Source organism: Cellulosimicrobium cellulans, from assembly GCF_001722485.1.
GTDB lineage: Bacteria > Actinomycetota > Actinomycetes > Actinomycetales > Cellulomonadaceae > Cellulosimicrobium > Cellulosimicrobium cellulans_A.
In genome coordinates, this window is sequence record NZ_LWGL01000013.1 from 1 (window position 1) to 18,126 (window position 18,126).

Consider the following 18,126-nt stretch of genomic DNA (forward strand, 5'->3'; position numbering starts at 1 on the left):
GGCGCCCGGGCGGCGCTGCTCGTGCTGCGCCCCGAGGACGACGTCGCGGTCGCGACGCGCGACCTCGCGCCGGGCGACGTCGTCGCGGCCGAGGGCGGTGGTCCCGTCACGGTCCGTGACGACGTCCCGCGCGGGCACAAGGTCGCGCTGCGCGCGGTGCCGGCCGGCGAGCCCGTGCGCAAGTACGGGCAGGTCATCGGGATCGCCACGGCCGACGTCGCGCCCGGAGACCACGTCCACGGGCACAACCTCGGGTTCCAGGAGGGCGAGCGCGAGCACGAGCTCGCGACCGTGCACACGGAGCTCGCCGTGCCCGACGGCCCGCGGCCGACGTTCCGCGGCTACCGGCGCGCGGACGGACGCGTGGGCACGCGTTCGTACGTCGCGATCCTCACGTCGGTGAACTGCTCGGCGAGCACGGCGCGCATGATCGCCGACCAGTTCCGCGGGTTCGCGCTCGACGCGTACGACGACGTCGACGGCGTCGTCGCCCTCACCCACCAGTCCGGCTGCGGCCTCGTGCCGACGAGCGAGGGCGCCCAGGTGCTGCTGCGCACGCTGCGCGGCTACGCCGGCCACCCCAACGTCACGGGCGTGCTCGTGCTCGGCCTCGGCTGCGAGATGATCGCCGTCGACACGGTCCTCGCCGGCGCCCGCCTGTCGCCCGACACCGTCGTGCGGACGCTGACGATCCAGGACACCGGGGGAGTCCGGGCGACCGTGCGGGCCGGCGTGCAGGCGGTCCGCGAGATGGTCGAGGAGATCGACGGCCGGTTCGAGCGCACCGAGTGCGACGTGTCCGAGCTCGTGCTCGGCCTCAACTGCGGCGGCTCGGACGGGTACTCGGGCATCACCGCGAACCCGGCCCTCGGCCTCGCGTCCGACCGGCTCGTCGCCTACGGAGGGACGTCGGCGCTCGCGGAGACGCCCGAGGTCTTCGGCGCGGAGCACCTGCTCACGCGGCGCGCCGTCACGCCCGCGGTGGGCCAGCGCCTCCTCGACCGCCTCGCGTGGTGGCAGGAGTACGCCGCCGCGGGCGGCGGGAGCCTGGACAACAACCCGTCGCCGGGCAACAAGGCGGGCGGTCTGACGACGATCCTCGAGAAGTCGCTGGGCGCCGTCGCGAAGGGCGGCCAGGCCGACCTCGCGGCCGTGCACGAGTACGCCGAGCCGATGACGACGAAGGGCTTCGTGTTCATGGACACCCCGGGCTACGACCCGGTGTCCGTGACGGGGCTCGTCGCGGGCGGCGCGACGGTCGTGTGCTTCACGACCGGCCGCGGGTCGGTGTTCGGCTGCAAGCCCACGCCGTCGATCAAGCTCGGGACGAACAGCGAGCTCGTCGCGCGCATGGGCGACGACATCGACGTCGACTGCGGGCGGATCGTGGACGGCACGGCCACGCTCGAGGAGGTCGGCGACGAGATCTTCGCGCGCATCCTCGACGTCGCGTCGGGGGAGCAGACGGCGAGCGAGGACCTCGACATCGGCGGCGAGGAGTTCGTGCCCTGGCAGCTCGGCACGGTCACGTGAGCAGGGGCACCGGGAATCGGGGCAGGACCAGTGCCCACCTTGGAGGACCGCGCCGTCGCGTGCCGCGGCGACAGCACCGGCCTCAGGGAGACGTCGTCACGACCGGGGTCACGTGCGTGTCGGCATGACCCTGCAGGCTGGCCAGGACGGCGGCGGCGTCGAACACCTCGCCGGGCGCCGCAGCGCCGGCGCCGTGGTGGCGTCCGTCGAGGAGTCGGACGGCGCCCTCCACCACGATGGGCGCGCTGATGGCGTAGATGTCGCGCCCTGTCACGGCGGCTCGTCGGGTCTTCGCTCCGGCGCGCACGACGGCGTCGACGACGAACCGCTGGGGCGAGCGTCCGGATTCGTCGGCCGCGGTGGGCGCCGGCGTCGCGGCGTCTCGCAGCTCACTCAGCGAGGCGGTGTTGAGGTAGGAGCGCAGCTCGCCCACGTGGAGGTGGTGGTCGATCGTGACGACCTCCGAGAACGGCAGCTGCACCACCTGCTGCTCACCGAGCGGTGAGGGGTAGGGCCAGGTGCCGGACGGTGCGGGGTTTTCCAGCGGAACCAGCGCGCCGTCGCGGATCACGAGGCGGGGCGCGGTGTTGCGCGCCCCGGTGGCTCGGGTACCGGCGGTGGGCCACCAGCGGTCCAGGCCGATCGCGATGTCGATCTCGTCGGCGTGGGGGTCTCCGTCGAGCATGGCGGTGACCAGGAGGTCGGCGAGCCCGCCGTAGAACGCCATGGCGGGTACGACGGCGACGCCCGCTGCCCGCGCCGGGCCGTCCAGCTCGCGGTAGAGCGCCTGCACGACCGGTTGCTCGGCGGTGACGTCGAGGTAGTGGGCACTTGCCTCGACCGCGGCCCGGGCCAGGGGGAGCGCGGTGTCGAGGAACGGACCTGCGCAGTTGATCACCGCGGCGGCGCCGGCGGCCGCGTCGCGGAGGAGGTCCGGGTCGTCGATGCCGACCACGCGTCGCTCCAGCACCGTGTGCCGGGACGGGACGGCGGCGAGGCGCTCGGCGCTGCGGCCAGCCAGCACGGGGACGAGGCCACGGCGCAGGAGCTCGTCCACGACGAAGCGTCCCGTGTGCCCTGTCGCCCCGTAGACGAGGACCCGGTCGGTGGTGCGCACGGCTCGGACGTCCACCGCGGGTCCGGCCGCTTCATCGCCGGCCCGGCCTCGCCGGTCGTGTGAGATCACGTCTGCTCCTCGTCGGTCGGGCTCGAAGCACTCCTGCTCGCCCTCGGTGGCCGCCCGTCCGTCCACGCGCCGACGTCGCCGCATCAGAGGTGCGGCGACGTCGGCACCCGGATCGTCCCGACGGACTCCCGGGCGACATGGTAGGGACTAGTCGCGGCCAGCGGGGGGTGCGACGAGTGCTGCGCTCGCATAGGGGGCGAGCGTCACGCGGGTCCCGACGTTCTCGCTGGTGACGGGGATCCCCGTCGGGGTGGTCGAGTCGACGCTGCGGAGCGTCGAGCGCGCCGGCCAGTCGCCGATCTCCACGTCGACCGGGTGGTCGCGCTTGTTGACCAGGACCAGGGTCCGGGTGCCGTCGGCGGCGACCACGCCCTGGGCGTGCACCCGGGCGTCGGGGAAGGCCGGGTGGCCCGTGACGGTGGGGACGATGCGGTCGCCGCGGCGCACGTGCTCGACCATGAGCCGCAGGGCGTGGTACCGGGCGTTGGGCTCCGCGGTCTCCCAGTCGACGAGCGTGGTCCCGGGGATCATGCCGGGGTAGTCCATGAACTCCGCGACGCCGAACAGGTCGACGTCGAGCTCGAGGCAGCGTGCCCACAGGTAGGTCTGCCAGCTCGCGCTGAGCGCCCAGTACTCGTGCGGGATGTCGGGCTCGGGGTTCATGATGTCGGACGGGTAGGTGCCCATCTCGTTGAGCATCAGACGGGTGCCGGGCGACAGGCGGCGGATGAGGGCCTGGACGTGGCGGACCTGCTCGAGGAAGCCCTCGGCCTGGGCGAAGAACGCCGTCTCCCAGACCTCCGGCGGCGGGTTCCCCTCGGGCCCGAAGGGGTTCACGATGTCGGGTGAGGCGTACATGTGCAGCGAGATCGCGTCCAGCGGGATCCCGGGCGCGTGGTTGGCCGGGTCGAGGAAGTGCCAGAAGTACTCCGGGTCGTGGTGCACGTGGCTGAGTGACAGCCCGACGAACCGCATCTGCGGGTCGAGGGTGCGCAGCCTCTCGACGACGGCGTCGTAGATCTTCGTGTAGGTCTGAGGGCTGAGGCGCCGGTTGAGGTCGGGCTCGCACAGCACCTCCCACCAGGCGAAGCGGTACCGGTGCCCGGACTCGTGACGGACGCCGTTCTCGTCGGTGAACCCGCCGGCGATGTACCAGCTGGCGAGGCGGAAGAAGTAGTCGGCGACCTCGGCGCCGGTGGGGTCGCGGAGCTCGGTGCCGACCTCGTAGCCCCACTCGTTGGCGGTCGGGTCGTCGTCGACCTCGACCTGGTCACCGCCGACGAACATCCAGTGCGGGATCGTCGCGAAGTTCGCGACGATCGGGCGCCCCTCGGCGGCGGCGACGAAGTCCTCGACGAACGGGTCGAGCCGCGAGAAGTCCCACGACGTCCCGGCGGGCGTCGGCGCGTGCAGCGCCGGGACCGCGACGTGCGGGTGGGAGAACCAGGGCAGGAAGCGGGCGTGGTCCACGCGGAGCGCGCGCAGGGCCTCGAAGGCGCCGTCGTGGGCGACCGCCCCGCGCGCGAGCGTCGGGGCCGTCCACAGGTGCGTGGTCAGCGTCGTGGCGACCGGGCGCCCCGGCGCGCTCCAGTCGGCGGAGACCGGGGTGGCCGGCGAGTGCTCCGGCGGGGCGAGCAAGGAGGGGGTGGTCATGAGCAGCCTCTCTGTCGGACGCGCTTGTACGCACGTGTTAGACATATGTATAACACGTCCGTACACGGGGCGGTACCCTCGGAGGCGTGGGACAGAGAGAACTGCTGCTGCAGGGCGCGCGCACCTGCCTCGTCGAGCGCGGCTACGCGCACACCACGGCGCGCGACATCGTCGCGGCGGGCGGGGCCAATCTCGCGTCGATCGGCTACCACTTCGGTTCGAAGGAGGCGCTCCTCAACGCGGTCGCCATCGAGCTGGTGGAGGAGTGGGGCGACCGGCTCGCCGGCGCGGTGGACGCGGTCGGCGGCGCGACCCCGGCCGAGCGTCTGGAGCAGTTCGTGGGGGGCCTGCTCTCCGCCGACGAGGGCGAGCGCCGGCTGCTCGCCGCCACCGTCCAGGTCTACGCGCAGGCCGAGTTCGCCCCCGAGGTCCGCCGCCAGCTCCAGCAGACGTACGACCGAGGGCGGCTCGACGTCGCGGCGCTCATCCTCGACCGCCCGCGCAACCAGATCACGCCCGACGTCGCACTGACGGTCGGGTCGCTCGCGCTCGCGATCGTCAACGGTGCCGTCATGCAGTGGCTCGTCGACCCCGAGACCGCGCCCGGCGTCGGGCGCGTCGCGACCGCGCTCGCCGCACTCGCGCCCGCCTCGGCGCCGGGCCGGCGCTGAGCTGCGCGGACGCGTCGCCTCAGCGGGCGGACGCCCACGCCCGGGAGGATGGCGGGCTCGCGCGGCACTCCGCGTCCCGGAGCTCGTCGGGACCGAGACCAGACACTCGTGGGGCGCCGCCCGGGGGAGGAGAGGCGACCCCCGGGCGGCGCCCTTCGTGCGCCGCGGCGGCGGTCCGTCGTCGCCGCCGCGGCCGTCGGTCAGCCGCCCGTCGGACCCCCCAGGTGCGGCAGGACCAGACGTGCGTAGCCGTCCGCGACGCGCGCGACGACGTCGACCGCGGGGGTGTCCCACACGGCCTGGTTAAAGATCTCGGTCTCGACGTCTCCCGTGTAGCCGGCCTCGGCGACCCACCGCGTGATCGTGGGGAAGTCGACGTAGCCGTCCCCGACGTACCCGCGGGACAGCAGTGCGTCGTCGGCGAGCGGCAGGATCCAGTCGCACACCTGGTAGCCGGCGATGCGGCCCTCGGCGCCGGCGCGCGCGACGCTCTCGCGCAGCGCCGGGTCCCACCACACGTGGTACGTGTCGACGACGACGCCCACCGTGCCCGGGTCGAACGGCGCCGCGAGGTCGAGCGCCTGGCCGAGCGTCGAGAGCACGGCCCGGTCGGCGGCGAAGATCGGGTGCAGCGCCTCGAGGACGATCCGCACGCCGTGCTCGGCCGCGAACGGCACGAGGTCGGCGATCCGGTCCGCGACCCGGGCGCGCGCGGCGACGAGGTCCCGGTCGCCGGGACCCGCGTCGGGGCGCGGCGCCTGACCGGGCGTGCCGTTCGCGGGCAGGCCGCCGACGACGAAGACGAGCTCCCTCGTGCCGACGGTGGCCGCCTCCTCGATCGCGCGCCGGTTGTCGTCGAGCGCCGCGGCGACCCCCGCGGCGTCAGGTGCCGTGAGGAACCCGCCGCGGCACAGCGAGGAGACGCGCAGCCCGGCGTCGGACACGACGCGAGCGGCGCGCTCGGCCCCGATCTCCTGGACGCGGTCGCGCCAGAGCCCCACCGCGCCGTAGCCGGCCTCGGCGGCGAGCGCGACGGCCTCCTCGAGCGTCGCGCGCTTGACCGTCGCGGTGTTGAGCGAGCAGCGCGACAGGTCCGGCGCGTCCTGGTCGGACGCCCGGGGTGCGTGCGCGGGGGCGCTCATCGCGTCACCCCGTTCGCCTCGAGGAACGTCCGCGTGCGCCGCGCCGCGAGGTCGGGGTCGAGGAGCAGGCCCGCGCGGTCCGCCAGCCGAACCAGGGCGACGAGGTGCGCGACCGACCGGCCGGAGTGCAGCCCGCCGACCATCTGGAAGCCCGGCTGCGCACCGTTGAGCCAGGACAGGAACGCGATCCCGGTCTTGTAGTAGTACGTCGGCGCGGCGAACACGTGCCGCCCGAGCAGCTCGGTCGACGCGAGGATCGCGTGCGCCCGGTCCGGCTGCCCGGCGTCGAGCGCCTGCAGCGCGGTGGACGCCGCCGGGTAGATCGCCGCGAAGATGCCGAGCAGGGCGTCCGAGTGTGCCGTGCCGTCGCCGACGACGAGCTCGGGGTAGTTGAAGTCGTCGCCCGTGTACAGGCGCACGGGTCCGGGGGCGTCCGGGCCCGTGCCAGTCCGATCGGCGCCGCCGAGCGCGGCGAGGCGGGCGCGCAGGTCCTTCTCGTGGTCGGCGTCGAGCAGCGACACCTTGACCCCGTCCACCCGGCCCTGGTGGGCGCGGACCAGGTCGACGAACACGTCGGTCGCGGCGGCGACGTCCCCGGAGCCCCAGTAGCCCGCGAGCGCCGGGTCGAACATCGTGCCGAGCCAGTGCAGGATCACGGGCTGGTCGGCCTCGGCGAGCACGGCGTCGTAGACGCGCGCGTAGTCCTCGGGTGAGCGGGCGACGCGGGCGAGCGCACGCGACGCCATGACGATGACCTGAGCCCCGGCGTCCTGGACGACGCGCACCTGCTCGCGGTAGGCCTCGACGACGGCGTCGAGCGCGGCGGGGTCGCCGGGCTCCCAGCCGGCCACGACGGCCGGGTCGAGCTGGTCGGTGCCGGCCCCGCACGCGATCCGCGCGCCGATGGAGCGCGCCTCGGCGGCGGAGCGGCGCACGAGCTCCTGCGTCGCCGCCCAGTCGAGGCCCATGCCGCGCTGCGCGGTGTCCATGGCGTCGGCGACGCCGAGCCCGTGCTCCCAGATGCGGTGGCGGTAGGCGAGGGTCGCGTCCCAGTCGACGACGGCCGGGGCGCCCGGGACGTTGTCGGCACCGACGTGCGGCACGACGTGCGCGGCGGCGAAGGCGACGCGCGAGGTGATCGGCGCCGTCGGCCGCGTCCACGGTCCCGGCACGAGGAGCTCGCGCACCTCGGTGCCCGCGACGCGGCCGTCGTCGCCGAAGCGCGGGAGGTGCACGACGGCGCCGGAACCGTCGCGGTCGCGCAGCTCGCGCGCGCCGGGGAGCGTGCGGGACGTCGACGTGGTCGGCGCGCTCACAGCGTGATCTCCGGGACGTCGAGGCGGCGGCCCTCGGCGGACGAGCGCAGCCCGAGCTCGGCGAGCTGGACGCCGCGCGCCGCGGACAGCAGGTCGTAGCGGTGCGGGCGGCCGGCGGCGACGTCGAGGAGGAACTCCTCCCACTGCGCCTTGAAGCCGTTGTCGAGGTCGGCGTTCGCCGGGACCTCGAGCCACTGGTCGCGGAACGGCTCGGTGACGGGCAGGTCGGGGTTCCACACCGGCTTGGGGGTGTGCGCGCGCTGCTGCGCGACGCACTTGCGCAGGCCCGCCACGGCCGAGCCGTGCGTGCCGTCGACCTGGAACTCGACGAGCTCGTCGCGGTAGACGCGCACGGCCCACGAGGAGTTGATCTGCGCGACCACCGGGTCGCCCGCGGGGGTCTCGACCTCGAAGATCCCGTACGCGGCGTCGTCCGCGGTCGCGGCGTACTCGCGGCCCTGCTCGTCCCAGCGCGTGGGGATGTGGGTCGTCGTCTGCGCGGTGACGGTGCGCACGGACCCGAGGATGCCCTCGAGGACGTAGTTCCAGTGGCAGAACATGTCCGTCGTCATGCCACCGCCGTCCTCCTTGCGGTAGTTCCACGACGGGCGCTGGGCGGCCTGGTGGTCGCCCTCGAACACCCAGTAGCCGAACTCGCCGCGCAGCGACAGGATGCGGCCGAAGAAGCCCTCGTCGACGAGGCGGCGCAGCTTGACGAGGCCGGGCAGGTACAGCTTGTCGTGCACGACGCCGGCGGTCACGCCGGTCTCCTCGCGCAGGCGCGCGAGCTCGACGGCCTCGGCGAGGGTCTCGGCGGTCGGCTTCTCGGTGTAGACGTGCTTGCCCGCCTGCATCGCCTTGGTCAGCGTCTTGGCGCGCAGCGCGGTCATCGAGGCGTCGAAGACGACGTCGACGCCCGGGTCGGTGATCGCGCCGTCGAGGTCGGTGGTCCAGTGCTCGACGTCGTGCTGCGCGGCGAGCTCGCGGATCTTCGACTCGTTGCGGCCCACGAGGACCGGCTCGACCTGCAGGCGCGTGCCGTCGGGCAGCTCGACGCCGCCCTGCGCGCGGATCGGCAGGATCGAGCGGAGGAGGTGCTGGCGGTATCCCATGCGGCCGGTCACGCCGTTCATGGCGATCCGCAGGGTGCGGGAGGTGGTCATTCGGCTTCGGCTCCGTTGCGTCGGCCCGGCACGGCCGGGAAGGCGTGTGTCGGCGCGATCCCCGCGCGGGAATGCGCTTTCCCACACTGTACGGCACACCCCTCCGCGAACGGAAGAGGGCGGCTCAGCCCGCGGCGCGCCGGGGGGTCGAGGCACGCACCACGACCTCGCCGCGCACCACGACGTGCTGCGCCCCCGACGGCTCGCCCGCGCCGAGGGCGAGCCGCACGGCGGCCGCCCCGATGTCGTACAGCGGCAGGCGCACCGTCGTCAGCCCGGGCGTGACGTCGCGCAGCGTGACGATGTCGTCGAAGCCGGCGACCGCGACGTCGCCGGGGACGTCGATCCCCGCGTCCCGGAGCGCCGCCGTCGCGCCGACGGCCATGACGTCGGTCACCGCGACGAGCACCACGCCGGGTCGCCCCTCCAGCAGGGGAAGCGCGGTCGTCGCCGCGTCGTACCCGCCGTCGCGCGTGAAGTCGCCCGGGACGACGTGCTCCGCCGGGACGTGCACGCCCCGCTCGGCGAGACCCTCGAGGAGCCCGCGCGTGCGCTCGGCCGCGGTCCGGTGATCCGGAGGGCCACCGAGCACGACGACGTCGCGGTAGCCGAGGTCGTGCAGCGCGCCCGCGAGCTCGGCGGCGCCCTCCCGGTTGGCGATCTCCACGCACGGCAGGTCGTCGAGCGGCTGCCCGACCGTCGCCACGCGCCCGCCGCCCGCGACGTAGCGCGAGAGCGTCGCGACGAGCCGGGCCCGGTCGTCGCCACCGCCCAGGCGGCTCCCGGCGAGCACGAGCGCCTGCGGGCGCTGCCGCGCGAGGAGCTCCACGACCTCGGCCTCGCGCACGGGGTCCGTCCGCGTGGACGCGAGCGTCACCACCAGGCCCTCCTCCTCGGCGGTCTCGCTGACCCCCGCGGCGAGCGTCGAGAAGTAGGGGTCCGCGATGTCGTGCACCACCAGACCGAGCGCGCTCGACCGCCCGCGCGCCATGGCCTGCGCCCGCGCGTCGGGCGTGTACCCGAGCCGCTCCGCAGCCTCGAGCACGCGCTCGCGCAGCGCCGGCCCGACCACGCGCGTCGCGCTCCCGTTGAGGGCACGGGACGCCGTCGCCAGGGAGACTCCTGCCTCGCGGGCCACGTCGCTGAGGGTGGGGGAGGGCACGGGGTCAGCGTAGGGCAGGCGCCCCCGGGCGTCCGGAGCCGGGTTGGTCGATCGGGGAGGCCGGGTGAATGATCGGTCCATGATCGCTTCCGCCACCGGCGCTCCCGGCTCGCGCATCGTCGGGCTCGGGCACTTCCAGCCCGAACGGACCATGACCAACGACGATGTCGCCCAGCTCGTCGAGACGAACGACGAGTGGATCCGCTCGCGCACCGGCATCGTCACGCGCCACGTCGCCGACGACGCCACGACCGTCGCGGACATGGCCGTCGCCGCCGGGCGGCACGCGCTCGAGGACGCCGGGGTCGCGGCCGCCGACGTCGACCTCGTGATCGTCGCGACCGCGACCGCCGTCGACCGGTCGCCCAACACCGCCGGCCGCGTCGCCTACCACCTGCGCACCGGCGTCATGCCGGGGGAGTCCACGCCCGAGGAGGCGTCCGAGCTCGACCTGCGCGGCGTCGTCGGGCCCGCCGTGCTCGACGTCAACGTCGCGTGCTCCGGCTTCGCGCACTCCGTGGCGCTCGCGGACCAGGCGATCCGCGCCGGCTCCGCGCGCACGGCCCTCGTCGTCGGCGCGGAGAAGCTCACCGCGTTCACCGACTGGACCGACCGCAGCACGTGCATCCTCACGGCCGACGGCGCGGGCGCGGCCGTCCTGCAGGCGTCCGAGACGCCCGGGGTCGGGCCCGTGACGTGGGGCTCCGAGCCCGACCTCACGCCCGCAGTGCTGATCGAGGCACCGGGGGACAAGTTCGCCCAGGACGGGCGCTCCGTCTTCAAGTGGGCCATCACGCGCGCCGCCGACCGCGCCCGGTCGGTCGTCGAGCGCTCCGGCGTCTCGCTCGACGACATCCAGGTGCTCGTCGCGCACCAGGCGAACCTGCGGATCATCGAGCCGCTCGCCAAGGCGCTCGGGATGGAGGACCGCGTCGTCGTCACGGACATCGTCGAGTCCGGCAACACGTCGGCGGCCTCGATCCCGCTCGGACTGTCGAAGTGGTGGCACGCCGGCAAGATCCCCGCCGGGGCCCCCGCGCTGCTGTTCGGGTTCGGCGGCGGGTTCGCGTGGGCCGGCCAGGTCGTGGAGACGCCGACGCGCTGAGCCGCGGCTCCGGCGGCGCCCTCCGCGGCCGTCACGCGGCGCGGTCGAACCAGTCGAGCGCGAGGTCCGCGACCGCGGCGGGGGCGTCGTCGGTGATGAAGTGCGCCGCGTCGTCGACGAAGGCGAGCTCGAACCGGTCGGCGTACCGCTCCGGGTGCCGGCCGACGCGCGTCAGGACCTCCTCGGACCAGGGGTGGTCGTCGCGGCGGCCGAAGACGACGAGGGTCGGTACCGTGAGCCGCCGCCGGCGGTAGACGCCCCGGGCCATGCGCATCCCCTCGGGCAGGACCATCCCGCGCGTGAGCGGGCGGACCGCTGCGTCGACCTCGGGCCGGCGCATCGGCGCGAGGTGCGCGTCGAGGGTCGTCTCCGGCAGCGGGTGGGCGACGTACGCGGGGGAGAAGACGTCGCGCAGGGACGCGCCCGGGCGGTGCCAGACGAACGGGGGCAGGTGCCGGAAGCCGGGGAGGATCTTCGGGCTGAACGCCATGAACGCCGGCGGCACCGCGAGCTGCACGGCCGTGCGGACCCGTTCGGGGTGCTCGTAGGTGAGCTGCACGGCGGTGATGGCCCCCATGTCGTGGGACACGAGGTGGGCGCGCTCGACGTCGAGCGCGTCGAGGAGGGCGAGCACGTCGTGGAGCCGGGTCTCGCGCTCGACGTGCGGGTCGTCGGCCTCGGTCCAGCCGGCCCCGCGCAGGTCCGGGCAGAGGACGCGGTAGCCGCGAGCGGCGATCGCCGGGGCGACGGCGCGCCACTGCCACCAGTGCTGGGGGAACCCGTGCAGCAGCACGACCGGTTCGCCCTCGCCGACGGTCGCCACGTGGGTGCGCAGGCCGGGCGTCTCGACGACGAGATGGTCGAACCCGGGGGCCTCCGGCAGCGGCGGCGACCACGCCGACGTGCCGTGCGAGCGGGTGGTGCGGGGCTGCGACGTCGCCATGACGACTCCCTCGGCCGGACGACTACTATGTTCATAGTAGACCCGTGGAGAGGGGGCGTCCATGGCCGCGACCACCCGCGAGCGCGCGCTCGAGGCAGCCGTGGAGCTGCTCGGCGCCGAGGGCGTGCGCGCGCTGACCCACGCCCGGGTCGACGAGCGGGCCGGCCTCCCGCCCGGGTCGACCTCCAACTGGTTCCGCACCCGCCGTGCGCTTCTCGCCGGGGTGGTCGACGGGATCGCCGAGAGCGAGCGCGCCGACTTCGACCCCGCCGGGGCGCCCGCGATCACCGGCCCCGACGACCTGATCGAGTCGCTGTGCGCCGTGATCGGGCTGCAGACCGGGCCGTTCGCCACGCGCACCCGCGCTCGCTACGCCCTCTTCCTCGAGCTCGCGGGCGACGCGGAGCTCGGCGGGCCGCTGCGACACCAGCGCCGGGAGTTCGAGCGGTGGACGGAGCGCATCGTCACCGACGTCGGCATCCCCGACCCCGTGCCGGCGACCCGGGCGATCATGGCGCTCGCCGACGGGCTGCTGCTGCACCGGCTCACGGTCGACCCCGGTCTCGACGTGCGTCCCGCCGTCGAGCGCGCGGTGCGCGCGCTCGCGAACCGGTGACGCGGACGTCGGACGGCCGGCGCTGACCGGAGCGGTCGTCGGCTCCGCCCACCGGAGGGGGCCGTTCACTCGACGCGCAGCACGAGGACGGCGACGTCGTCGTCGTGGACGCCGTCGGAGGCGTCGAGCAGCAGGTCGCACAGCGCCTCGGCGGACTCGCCGTGCCGTCCGCGGAGCGTGTCCGCGAGCCACTCGAGCCCGGCCTGCACCGGCCGGCCGCGCCGCTCGACGAGGCCGTCGGTGTAGAGCACGACCGACGACCCGGGCGACAGGTCGACCTCGTGGTCGCGTCGGACCGTGTCCGGGGCGACGCCGAGCAGCATGTCGGGCGTGGTGTGGAGCAGCTGGGCGGTGCCGTCCGGAGTGAGCAGCAGCGGGGGGTAGTGCCCGGCGCTCGACCAGCGCAGCCGGCGCCTCCCGCCCGCGTCCGTGCGCAGCCTCAGCTGGGCGACGAGCGCGGTGGCGACCGCGTCGACCGCCAGGGTGCGCATCGCGCGGTCCAGCCCGGTGAGGGTGGCCGCGGGCGAGCTGTGCAGGCTCACGCTCACGCCTCGCGCGAGGTTGCGCAGCTGGGCCATCGCGGCCGCGGCCTGCCGGTCGTGCCCCGCGACGTCGCCGACGGCGGCCACGAGCGTGGTGGGGGAGAGGGTGAAGGCGTCGTACCAGTCGCCCCCGACCTCGGCGTGCTCGGCGGAGGGCCAGTACCGCACCGCGATCTGCACCCCGTCGAGCCGTGGCGGCTCCGACAGCAGGCTGCGCTGCAGCGCCTCGGACAGGCTGCGCTCGGCCGCGACCGTGCGCTGCTCGCGCTCGTGGTCCTGGGTGCGGTCGAGCGCCTGGGCGCACAGCGAGGCGAACGCCGCGATCAGGCCGAGGTCGCGCTCGGTGAAGGTCTGCGGCTCGCGCCAGCCGATCGTCAGCGACCCGAGCACCCGGCCCTGGACCCGCAGGGGGTGGGCGACGCACGCGGACACCGCGACGTCTCCGAGGGCGGGGACCTCACGGGCGCCGCGGCCGCTGAGGTCCGGGAGCACGAGCGGTTCGCCGGAGCTCGCGGCCACGGCCGCGGGCACGGGGCTGCGCAGGTCGAGGTCGTCCAACCGCTGCGCCTGGCCCTCTTCGGTCCCGGCCAGGGTGACCTCGAGGCCGCTGCCGTCCTCCGCGAGGACCGCGACGGCACCGCCGTCGGCGTCGAGCGCGCCCAGGCCGCGTCGGAGGACGACGTCGGTCAGCTCGGCGACGGTGGTGGTGCCGCTGAGCTCCCGGGCGACGTCGACGAGGCCGGCGAGGCGCCGCGCCGTGAGCGCCTCGGCGGTGAGGGCGTCGCGCAGGGCGTGCCCCTGGACGTAGATCTCGCGGCGTGCGGTCTCGAGCTGCTCCTGCGTGACGGCGTCGCGGTCGTGCATGTAGTCCGTGACGTCGTGGACGCGGTGCACGATGAGCTCGACCCGGCCGGTGCCGTCGACCACGGGGGTGTTGACGGGGGTCCACCACCGCTGGGCGAACCCGCCCTCGGCGGCCGGGATGTTGTACCGCTGCACGGGCATGACGTCCGGGCGGCCGGTGCGCAGCACGCGGTGCAGGGACTGCGCCAGCAGCGTCGTGCTGCGGGCGTCCGGGTCGTCCGGGTCGTCGGGGAACGCGTCGAACAGGTGCCGGCCGACGACCTCGGCGGCGACCCGCCCGGTCGCGAGCTCGCGGGCCCGGTTGGCCGCCACGATCCGCAGGTCGGCGTCGAGGACGAGGTAGGGGGTAGGGAGCGCGTCGAAGACGGCGGCGAAGTCGATGTCGCCAGCTCTCGTCACACCGTCTCCTCCTGCCCCGCGGACAGCCCGCCCGGCGGCCACCGCGCCGTCGTCCAGCTGTCCCGTGGTGCTCCGCGCTCACCGTACAAGCACGGGCCGCCGTCCGCAGGGCTCGCACCGGGCGGCATGCATAGGGCACCGCATGGAGTCCATCGCGGCGATCGCGCAGCGGGTCGCGGCGATCGAGGCGACGATCGGGGTCGCGGGCCCCGCCGGTGCCGTCGGTGCCGGCGGCTCCCGGTCGGCAGCACCGGTCGGGACCAGCTCCGGCGCGCACTTCGAGCAGGTCCTCGGCGCCGTGGTGGAGGAGTCGGCCGGCGTCGACCGGGCACGCACGGCCGACGGCGTCCCCCGCGACCTCGCGGCCTACGGCAACGGGAAGGTCCCGCGGTCCGCGCTGGACGAGGTCGGGACGACCGGTCACCGCCTCTGGGCGCCCGCGAGCGAGGCGCTCGAGGGTCTGCTCGCGGCGGCGGCCCGCGACGGCGTCCGGATCGGCATCACGGACTCGTACCGGTCCTACGAGGCCCAGGTGGACGTCGCCGCACGCAAGGGGCTCTACTCCCAGGGCGGTCTGGCCGCCGAGCCCGGGACCAGCCCGCACGGCTGGGGCATCGCGGTCGACCTGGACCTGGACGCGCAGGCCCAGTCCTGGATGCGCACCCACGGTGGGCGCTTCGGCTTCGTCGAGGACACCCCGTGCGAACCGTGGCACTGGGTGTACCGCGCCTGAGCGTCCACCCGCCGGGCCGGTGGACCTCGCGGGCGGCCGAGCCGGCGCGGACCCGCTCGCCGACCAGCGGGCAGAATGAGGTTTATGCCTCTCACGCCGCGCTACGTCGCCGCCGACGACCGCTACGACACGATGACCTACCGCCGGACGGGGCGCAGCGGGCTGGACCTGCCGGCGATCTCGCTCGGCCTGTGGCACAACTTCGGGGACACGACGCCGTTCGAGACGCAGCGGGCCGTGCTGCGCCGTGCGTTCGACCTCGGGATCACGCACTTCGACCTCGCGAACAACTACGGCCCGCCGTACGGGTCGGCGGAGGAGAACTTCGGGCGCCACCTCGCGCGCGACCTCGGCGCGTACCGCGACGAGCTCGTCATCTCGTCCAAGGCGGGCTACGACATGTGGCCGGGCCCGTACGGCGACGGCGGCTCGCGCAAGTACCTCGTGTCGTCGCTCGACCAGTCGCTGCAGCGCATGGGCCTCGACTACGTCGACGTCTTCTACCACCACCGTCCCGACCCCAGCACGCCGCTCGAGGAGTCGATGCAAGCCCTGCACGACGTCGTCCAGGCCGGCAAGGCGCTGTACGTCGGCGTCTCGAACTACTCGCCCGCGCGCACGCGCGAGGCGCACCGCATCCTCGCCGACCTCGGCACGCCGCTGCTCATCCACCAGCCGAGCTACTCGATGCTCAACCGGCACGTCGAGGACGCCGCGCACGAGGACCGCTACGACGGCGTGCAGAGCGAGTCGCTGCTCGACGTCGTGGGCGAGCTCGGCGTCGGCACGATCGTCTTCTCCCCGCTCCAGCAGGGCCTGCTCACCGACAGGTACCTGTCGGGCGACGCGCCCGAGGGGTCGCGCGCCGCGCGCCCGGACTCGCCGTTCCTCTCGGCGGACAACCTCGACGAGGGCTACCTCGCCACCGCGCGGACGCTGGACGAGATCGCGCAGGGCCGCGGGCAGACGCTCGCGCAGCTCGCGCTCGCGTGGGTGCTGCGCGACGCGCGCGTGACGTCCGCGCTCGTCGGGGCGAGCAGCGTGCGCCAGCTCGAGAACAGCGTCGCCGCGCTCGCCGCGGCGCCGCTCACGACGGACGAGCTCGACGCGATCGAGCGCGCCCTCTCCGCGAGGTAGAGCCCCGGTCCCGCGGGGGTAGAGCCCTGGTGCGAGCCAGGTCTCTACCTCGGCGGGTGGGACCGCGCGGCCGCGGCGGCGGCGCGGCCGAGCAGGAGGCGGCGCTCGTGCGACGTCGGGGCGAGGCCGGCCGCGCGCTCGAGCACCTCGGCGGCCTCCGCGTGCCGGCCGAGCCGGGAGAGGACGTCGCCGCGCGCGGCGCCGTAGAGGTGGTGCCGGGCGAGGCGGGGGTCGTCCGCGACGCCGTCGAGCACGGCGAGCGCGCGCTCCGGGCCGTCGGCCTTGAGGACGGCGACGGCGCGGTTCAGCTCGACGACGGGCGACGGAGCGACGGTCGCGAGCGCGTCGTACAGCGCGACGACGGCCTCCCAGTCCGTGTCGGCGAACGTCGCCGCGCGCGCGTGGCACGCCGCGATCGCCGCCTGGAGCGTGTACGGGCCGAGCACCCGGCCCCCGCGCGTGCCGAGCGTGAACGCGCGGTCGAGCGCCGCGAGACCGTGCGTGACGAGCAGCCGGTCCCACCGCGAGCGGTCCTGGTCCTCGAGGAGGACGGGCTCGCCGTCGGGCCCCGTCCGCGCGGCGAAGCGCGACGCCTGCAGCTCCATGAGCGCGAGCAGGCCGTGCACCTCCGGCTCGCCGGGCAGCAGCCCTGCGAGCACGCGGCCGAGGCGCATCGCGTCCTCCGCGAGGTCGCGGCGCACCCAGGCGTCGCCCGAGGTCGCGGAGTACCCCTCGGTGAAGACGACGTACAGCACCTCGAGCACCGCGGGCACCCGCTCCCGGAGCTCGTCGGCCTGCGGCACCTCGAACGCCACGCGCGCCTCCGCGAGCGTGCGCTTGGCGCGCGAGATCCGCTGGCCGACCGTCGCCGAGGGCACGAGGAACGCCCGGGCGATCTCGTCCGTCGTCAGGCCACCGACCAGGCGCAGCGTGAGCGCGACGCGCGACTCGCGCGGCAGCACCGGGTGGCACGCGACGAGCACGAGGGCGAGCAGGTCGTCGTCGACGGGCCGCTCGACCACCGCGTCCGGGGCCGGGACGCTGCCCACGAGCACCGCACCGCCGTCGGCCGCGCGCGCCGCACCGCCGTGCGCCCCCGCAGCAGGCGCGACGAGGTCCGCCGCGAGCCGCGCGTACTTCTCGTCGCGCGTGCGCTCGCGGCGGACCAGGTCGACCGCCCGGCGGCGCGCGACCGTCGTCAGCCACGCCCCGGGGTTGTCGGGAACGCCCTGCTCGGGCCACTGCTCGAGCGCGGCGACGAACGCCTCCTGGGCGACGTCCTCGGCGAGACCGACGTCGCGCAGGGTGCGCGCGAGCCCGGCCACGAGCCGCGGCGACTCCATGCGCCAGACGGCCTCGACGGTGCGTCGTGCGTCCATGACCCGCCTGCCGGCCGCAGCGTCCCGGTACCCGGCCCGTCAGCCGTGCTGCGCCTTGATCTGCTCGGCCAGGCGCTCGTCCTTCTCGCGCAGCTCGGGCGTGTACTCCGCGCCGAAGTCCTCGACCTCGAAGATCGGCCGGATCTCCAGCACCTGCGTGGCGCCGAGCTGCGGGTCGGTCGGGCACTTCCGCGCCCACTCCACGGCCTCCTCGAGCGAGGACACCTGCCAGATCCAGTAGCCGGCGAGCAGCTCCTTGGACTCGGTGAACGGGCCGTCGAGCACCGACGTGCCGCTCGCGTCGAACACCACGCGTGCGCCCTTCGCGCTCGGCTGGAGCCCCTGCCCGTCGAGCATGACGCCCGCCTTGACGAGCTCCTCGTTGTACGCGCCCATCTGGGCGAGCATCTCCTGCGTCGGGGTGATCTTGTCCTCGTCCGCTCCGGCGCCCGTGATCAGGACCATGACTCGCATGACGTTCCTCCTCGGTGAGTGCCCCTCGACCGTAGTGCCGAGGGGGCGGGTTCACCAGGACGTCGAACGGGGCACCTGCGCTTTCGACACGGGTGCCGGACGAGTTCT

General features: G+C 74.9%; 16 protein-coding genes. 6 read left to right on the forward strand and 10 right to left on the reverse strand.

Annotation, left to right across the window (positions count from 1 at the left end):
- The first annotated feature begins 21 nt into the window (after positions 1-21).
- The gene (locus JZ5iCDA_RS02940; RefSeq protein ID WP_366246653.1) at positions 22-1,533 is read left to right on the forward strand and encodes a UxaA family hydrolase; all 1,512 of its coding nucleotides are present in this window, start codon (positions 22-24) and stop codon (positions 1,531-1,533) included.
- Positions 1,534-1,615: 82 nt separating this feature from the next.
- Here JZ5iCDA_RS02940 and JZ5iCDA_RS02945 read toward each other — a convergent pair whose 3' ends face one another.
- Both JZ5iCDA_RS02945 and JZ5iCDA_RS02950 read right to left on the reverse strand, forming a co-directional pair.
- Positions 1,616-2,650: a saccharopine dehydrogenase family protein gene (locus JZ5iCDA_RS02945; protein WP_216093389.1), complete on the reverse strand. Its 1,035-nt coding sequence runs from the start codon at positions 2,648-2,650 to the stop codon at positions 1,616-1,618.
- 216 nt (positions 2,651-2,866) lie between these two features.
- On the reverse strand, positions 2,867-4,372 hold the full coding sequence (locus tag JZ5iCDA_RS02950; protein ID WP_069385773.1) for a hypothetical protein: 1,506 nt from the start codon (positions 4,370-4,372) through the stop codon (positions 2,867-2,869).
- Between the two features lie 86 nt (positions 4,373-4,458).
- Between JZ5iCDA_RS02950 and JZ5iCDA_RS02955 the strand changes: the two genes are divergently transcribed.
- Complete coding sequence (locus JZ5iCDA_RS02955; RefSeq protein WP_069385774.1) at positions 4,459-5,043, forward strand: TetR/AcrR family transcriptional regulator; 585 nt, start codon at positions 4,459-4,461, stop codon at positions 5,041-5,043.
- Positions 5,044-5,243: 200 nt separating this feature from the next.
- Here the strand turns inward: JZ5iCDA_RS02955 and JZ5iCDA_RS02960 are convergent, their stop codons facing one another.
- From JZ5iCDA_RS02960 to JZ5iCDA_RS02975, 4 genes are all read right to left on the reverse strand, one after another.
- Positions 5,244-6,185: a sugar phosphate isomerase/epimerase family protein gene (locus JZ5iCDA_RS02960; RefSeq protein WP_069385775.1), complete on the reverse strand. Its 942-nt coding sequence runs from the start codon at positions 6,183-6,185 to the stop codon at positions 5,244-5,246.
- Positions 6,182-7,420 (reverse strand): dihydrodipicolinate synthase family protein, encoded by a 1,239-nt coding sequence (locus JZ5iCDA_RS02965; RefSeq protein ID WP_083259607.1) that lies wholly within the window; start codon positions 7,418-7,420, stop codon positions 6,182-6,184. Before JZ5iCDA_RS02965 ends, JZ5iCDA_RS02960 begins: the two co-directional genes overlap by 4 nt.
- Positions 7,421-7,497: 77 nt before the next feature.
- Positions 7,498-8,664, reverse strand: coding sequence for a Gfo/Idh/MocA family protein (locus JZ5iCDA_RS02970; protein WP_069385776.1), 1,167 nt, complete (start codon positions 8,662-8,664; stop codon positions 7,498-7,500).
- A 124-nt stretch (positions 8,665-8,788) separates the two neighbouring features.
- A complete protein-coding gene (locus tag JZ5iCDA_RS02975; RefSeq protein ID WP_069385777.1) occupies positions 8,789-9,826 on the reverse strand; it encodes a LacI family DNA-binding transcriptional regulator in 1,038 nt (345 codons plus the stop codon).
- 79 nt (positions 9,827-9,905) lie between these two features.
- Here JZ5iCDA_RS02975 and JZ5iCDA_RS02980 point away from each other — a divergent pair, with 79 nt between their 5' ends.
- Positions 9,906-10,931, forward strand: a complete 1,026-nt coding sequence (locus JZ5iCDA_RS02980) for a 3-oxoacyl-[acyl-carrier-protein] synthase III C-terminal domain-containing protein (protein ID WP_069385778.1) — start codon at positions 9,906-9,908, stop codon at positions 10,929-10,931.
- 31 nt (positions 10,932-10,962) lie between these two features.
- Here JZ5iCDA_RS02980 and JZ5iCDA_RS02985 read toward each other — a convergent pair whose 3' ends face one another.
- Positions 10,963-11,874: an alpha/beta fold hydrolase gene (locus JZ5iCDA_RS02985; RefSeq protein WP_069385779.1), complete on the reverse strand. Its 912-nt coding sequence runs from the start codon at positions 11,872-11,874 to the stop codon at positions 10,963-10,965.
- 61 nt (positions 11,875-11,935) lie between these two features.
- Between JZ5iCDA_RS02985 and JZ5iCDA_RS02990 the strand changes: the two genes are divergently transcribed.
- Positions 11,936-12,490, forward strand: coding sequence for a TetR/AcrR family transcriptional regulator (locus JZ5iCDA_RS02990; protein WP_069385780.1), 555 nt, complete (start codon positions 11,936-11,938; stop codon positions 12,488-12,490).
- Between the two features lie 65 nt (positions 12,491-12,555).
- Here JZ5iCDA_RS02990 and JZ5iCDA_RS02995 read toward each other — a convergent pair whose 3' ends face one another.
- Complete coding sequence (locus JZ5iCDA_RS02995) at positions 12,556-14,295, reverse strand: SpoIIE family protein phosphatase (RefSeq protein WP_069385781.1); 1,740 nt, start codon at positions 14,293-14,295, stop codon at positions 12,556-12,558.
- 142 nt (positions 14,296-14,437) lie between these two features.
- On the opposite strand from JZ5iCDA_RS02995, the gene JZ5iCDA_RS03000 reads away from it, so the two are divergent.
- Together JZ5iCDA_RS03000 and JZ5iCDA_RS03005 are read left to right on the forward strand one after the other, a co-directional pair.
- Positions 14,438-15,028: a M15 family metallopeptidase gene (locus JZ5iCDA_RS03000; protein WP_069385782.1), complete on the forward strand. Its 591-nt coding sequence runs from the start codon at positions 14,438-14,440 to the stop codon at positions 15,026-15,028.
- An 84-nt stretch (positions 15,029-15,112) separates the two neighbouring features.
- Entirely contained in the window at positions 15,113-16,165 is a 1,053-nt protein-coding gene (locus JZ5iCDA_RS03005) for an aldo/keto reductase (RefSeq protein WP_069385783.1), read from the forward strand.
- A gap of 44 nt (positions 16,166-16,209) precedes the next feature.
- Here the strand turns inward: JZ5iCDA_RS03005 and JZ5iCDA_RS03010 are convergent, their stop codons facing one another.
- Both JZ5iCDA_RS03010 and JZ5iCDA_RS03015 read right to left on the reverse strand, forming a co-directional pair.
- Positions 16,210-17,544: an RNA polymerase sigma factor gene (locus JZ5iCDA_RS03010; protein WP_069385784.1), complete on the reverse strand. Its 1,335-nt coding sequence runs from the start codon at positions 17,542-17,544 to the stop codon at positions 16,210-16,212.
- A 39-nt stretch (positions 17,545-17,583) separates the two neighbouring features.
- Positions 17,584-18,018 (reverse strand): YciI family protein, encoded by a 435-nt coding sequence (locus tag JZ5iCDA_RS03015; RefSeq protein ID WP_069385785.1) that lies wholly within the window; start codon positions 18,016-18,018, stop codon positions 17,584-17,586.
- Positions 18,019-18,126 lie beyond the last annotated feature (108 nt).

Excerpts from the sequence above, each read along its gene's own strand:
- JZ5iCDA_RS02950 (WP_069385773.1), bottom strand. The coding sequence starts at position 4,372 with ATGACCACCCCCTCCTTGCTCGCCCCGCCGGAGCACTCGCCGGCCACC.
- JZ5iCDA_RS02960 (WP_069385775.1), bottom strand. The coding sequence starts at position 6,185 with ATGAGCGCCCCCGCGCACGCACCCCGGGCGTCCGACCAGGACGCGCCG.
- JZ5iCDA_RS02970 (WP_069385776.1), bottom strand. The coding sequence starts at position 8,664 with ATGACCACCTCCCGCACCCTGCGGATCGCCATGAACGGCGTGACCGGC.
- JZ5iCDA_RS02980 (WP_069385778.1), top strand. The coding sequence starts at position 9,906 with ATGATCGCTTCCGCCACCGGCGCTCCCGGCTCGCGCATCGTCGGGCTC.
- JZ5iCDA_RS02985 (WP_069385779.1), bottom strand. The coding sequence starts at position 11,874 with ATGGCGACGTCGCAGCCCCGCACCACCCGCTCGCACGGCACGTCGGCG.
- JZ5iCDA_RS02990 (WP_069385780.1), top strand. The coding sequence starts at position 11,936 with ATGGCCGCGACCACCCGCGAGCGCGCGCTCGAGGCAGCCGTGGAGCTG.
- JZ5iCDA_RS03000 (WP_069385782.1), top strand. The coding sequence starts at position 14,438 with ATGGAGTCCATCGCGGCGATCGCGCAGCGGGTCGCGGCGATCGAGGCG.
- JZ5iCDA_RS03005 (WP_069385783.1), top strand. The coding sequence starts at position 15,113 with ATGCCTCTCACGCCGCGCTACGTCGCCGCCGACGACCGCTACGACACG.
- JZ5iCDA_RS03010 (WP_069385784.1), bottom strand. The coding sequence starts at position 17,544 with ATGGACGCACGACGCACCGTCGAGGCCGTCTGGCGCATGGAGTCGCCG.
- JZ5iCDA_RS03015 (WP_069385785.1), bottom strand. The coding sequence starts at position 18,018 with ATGCGAGTCATGGTCCTGATCACGGGCGCCGGAGCGGACGAGGACAAG.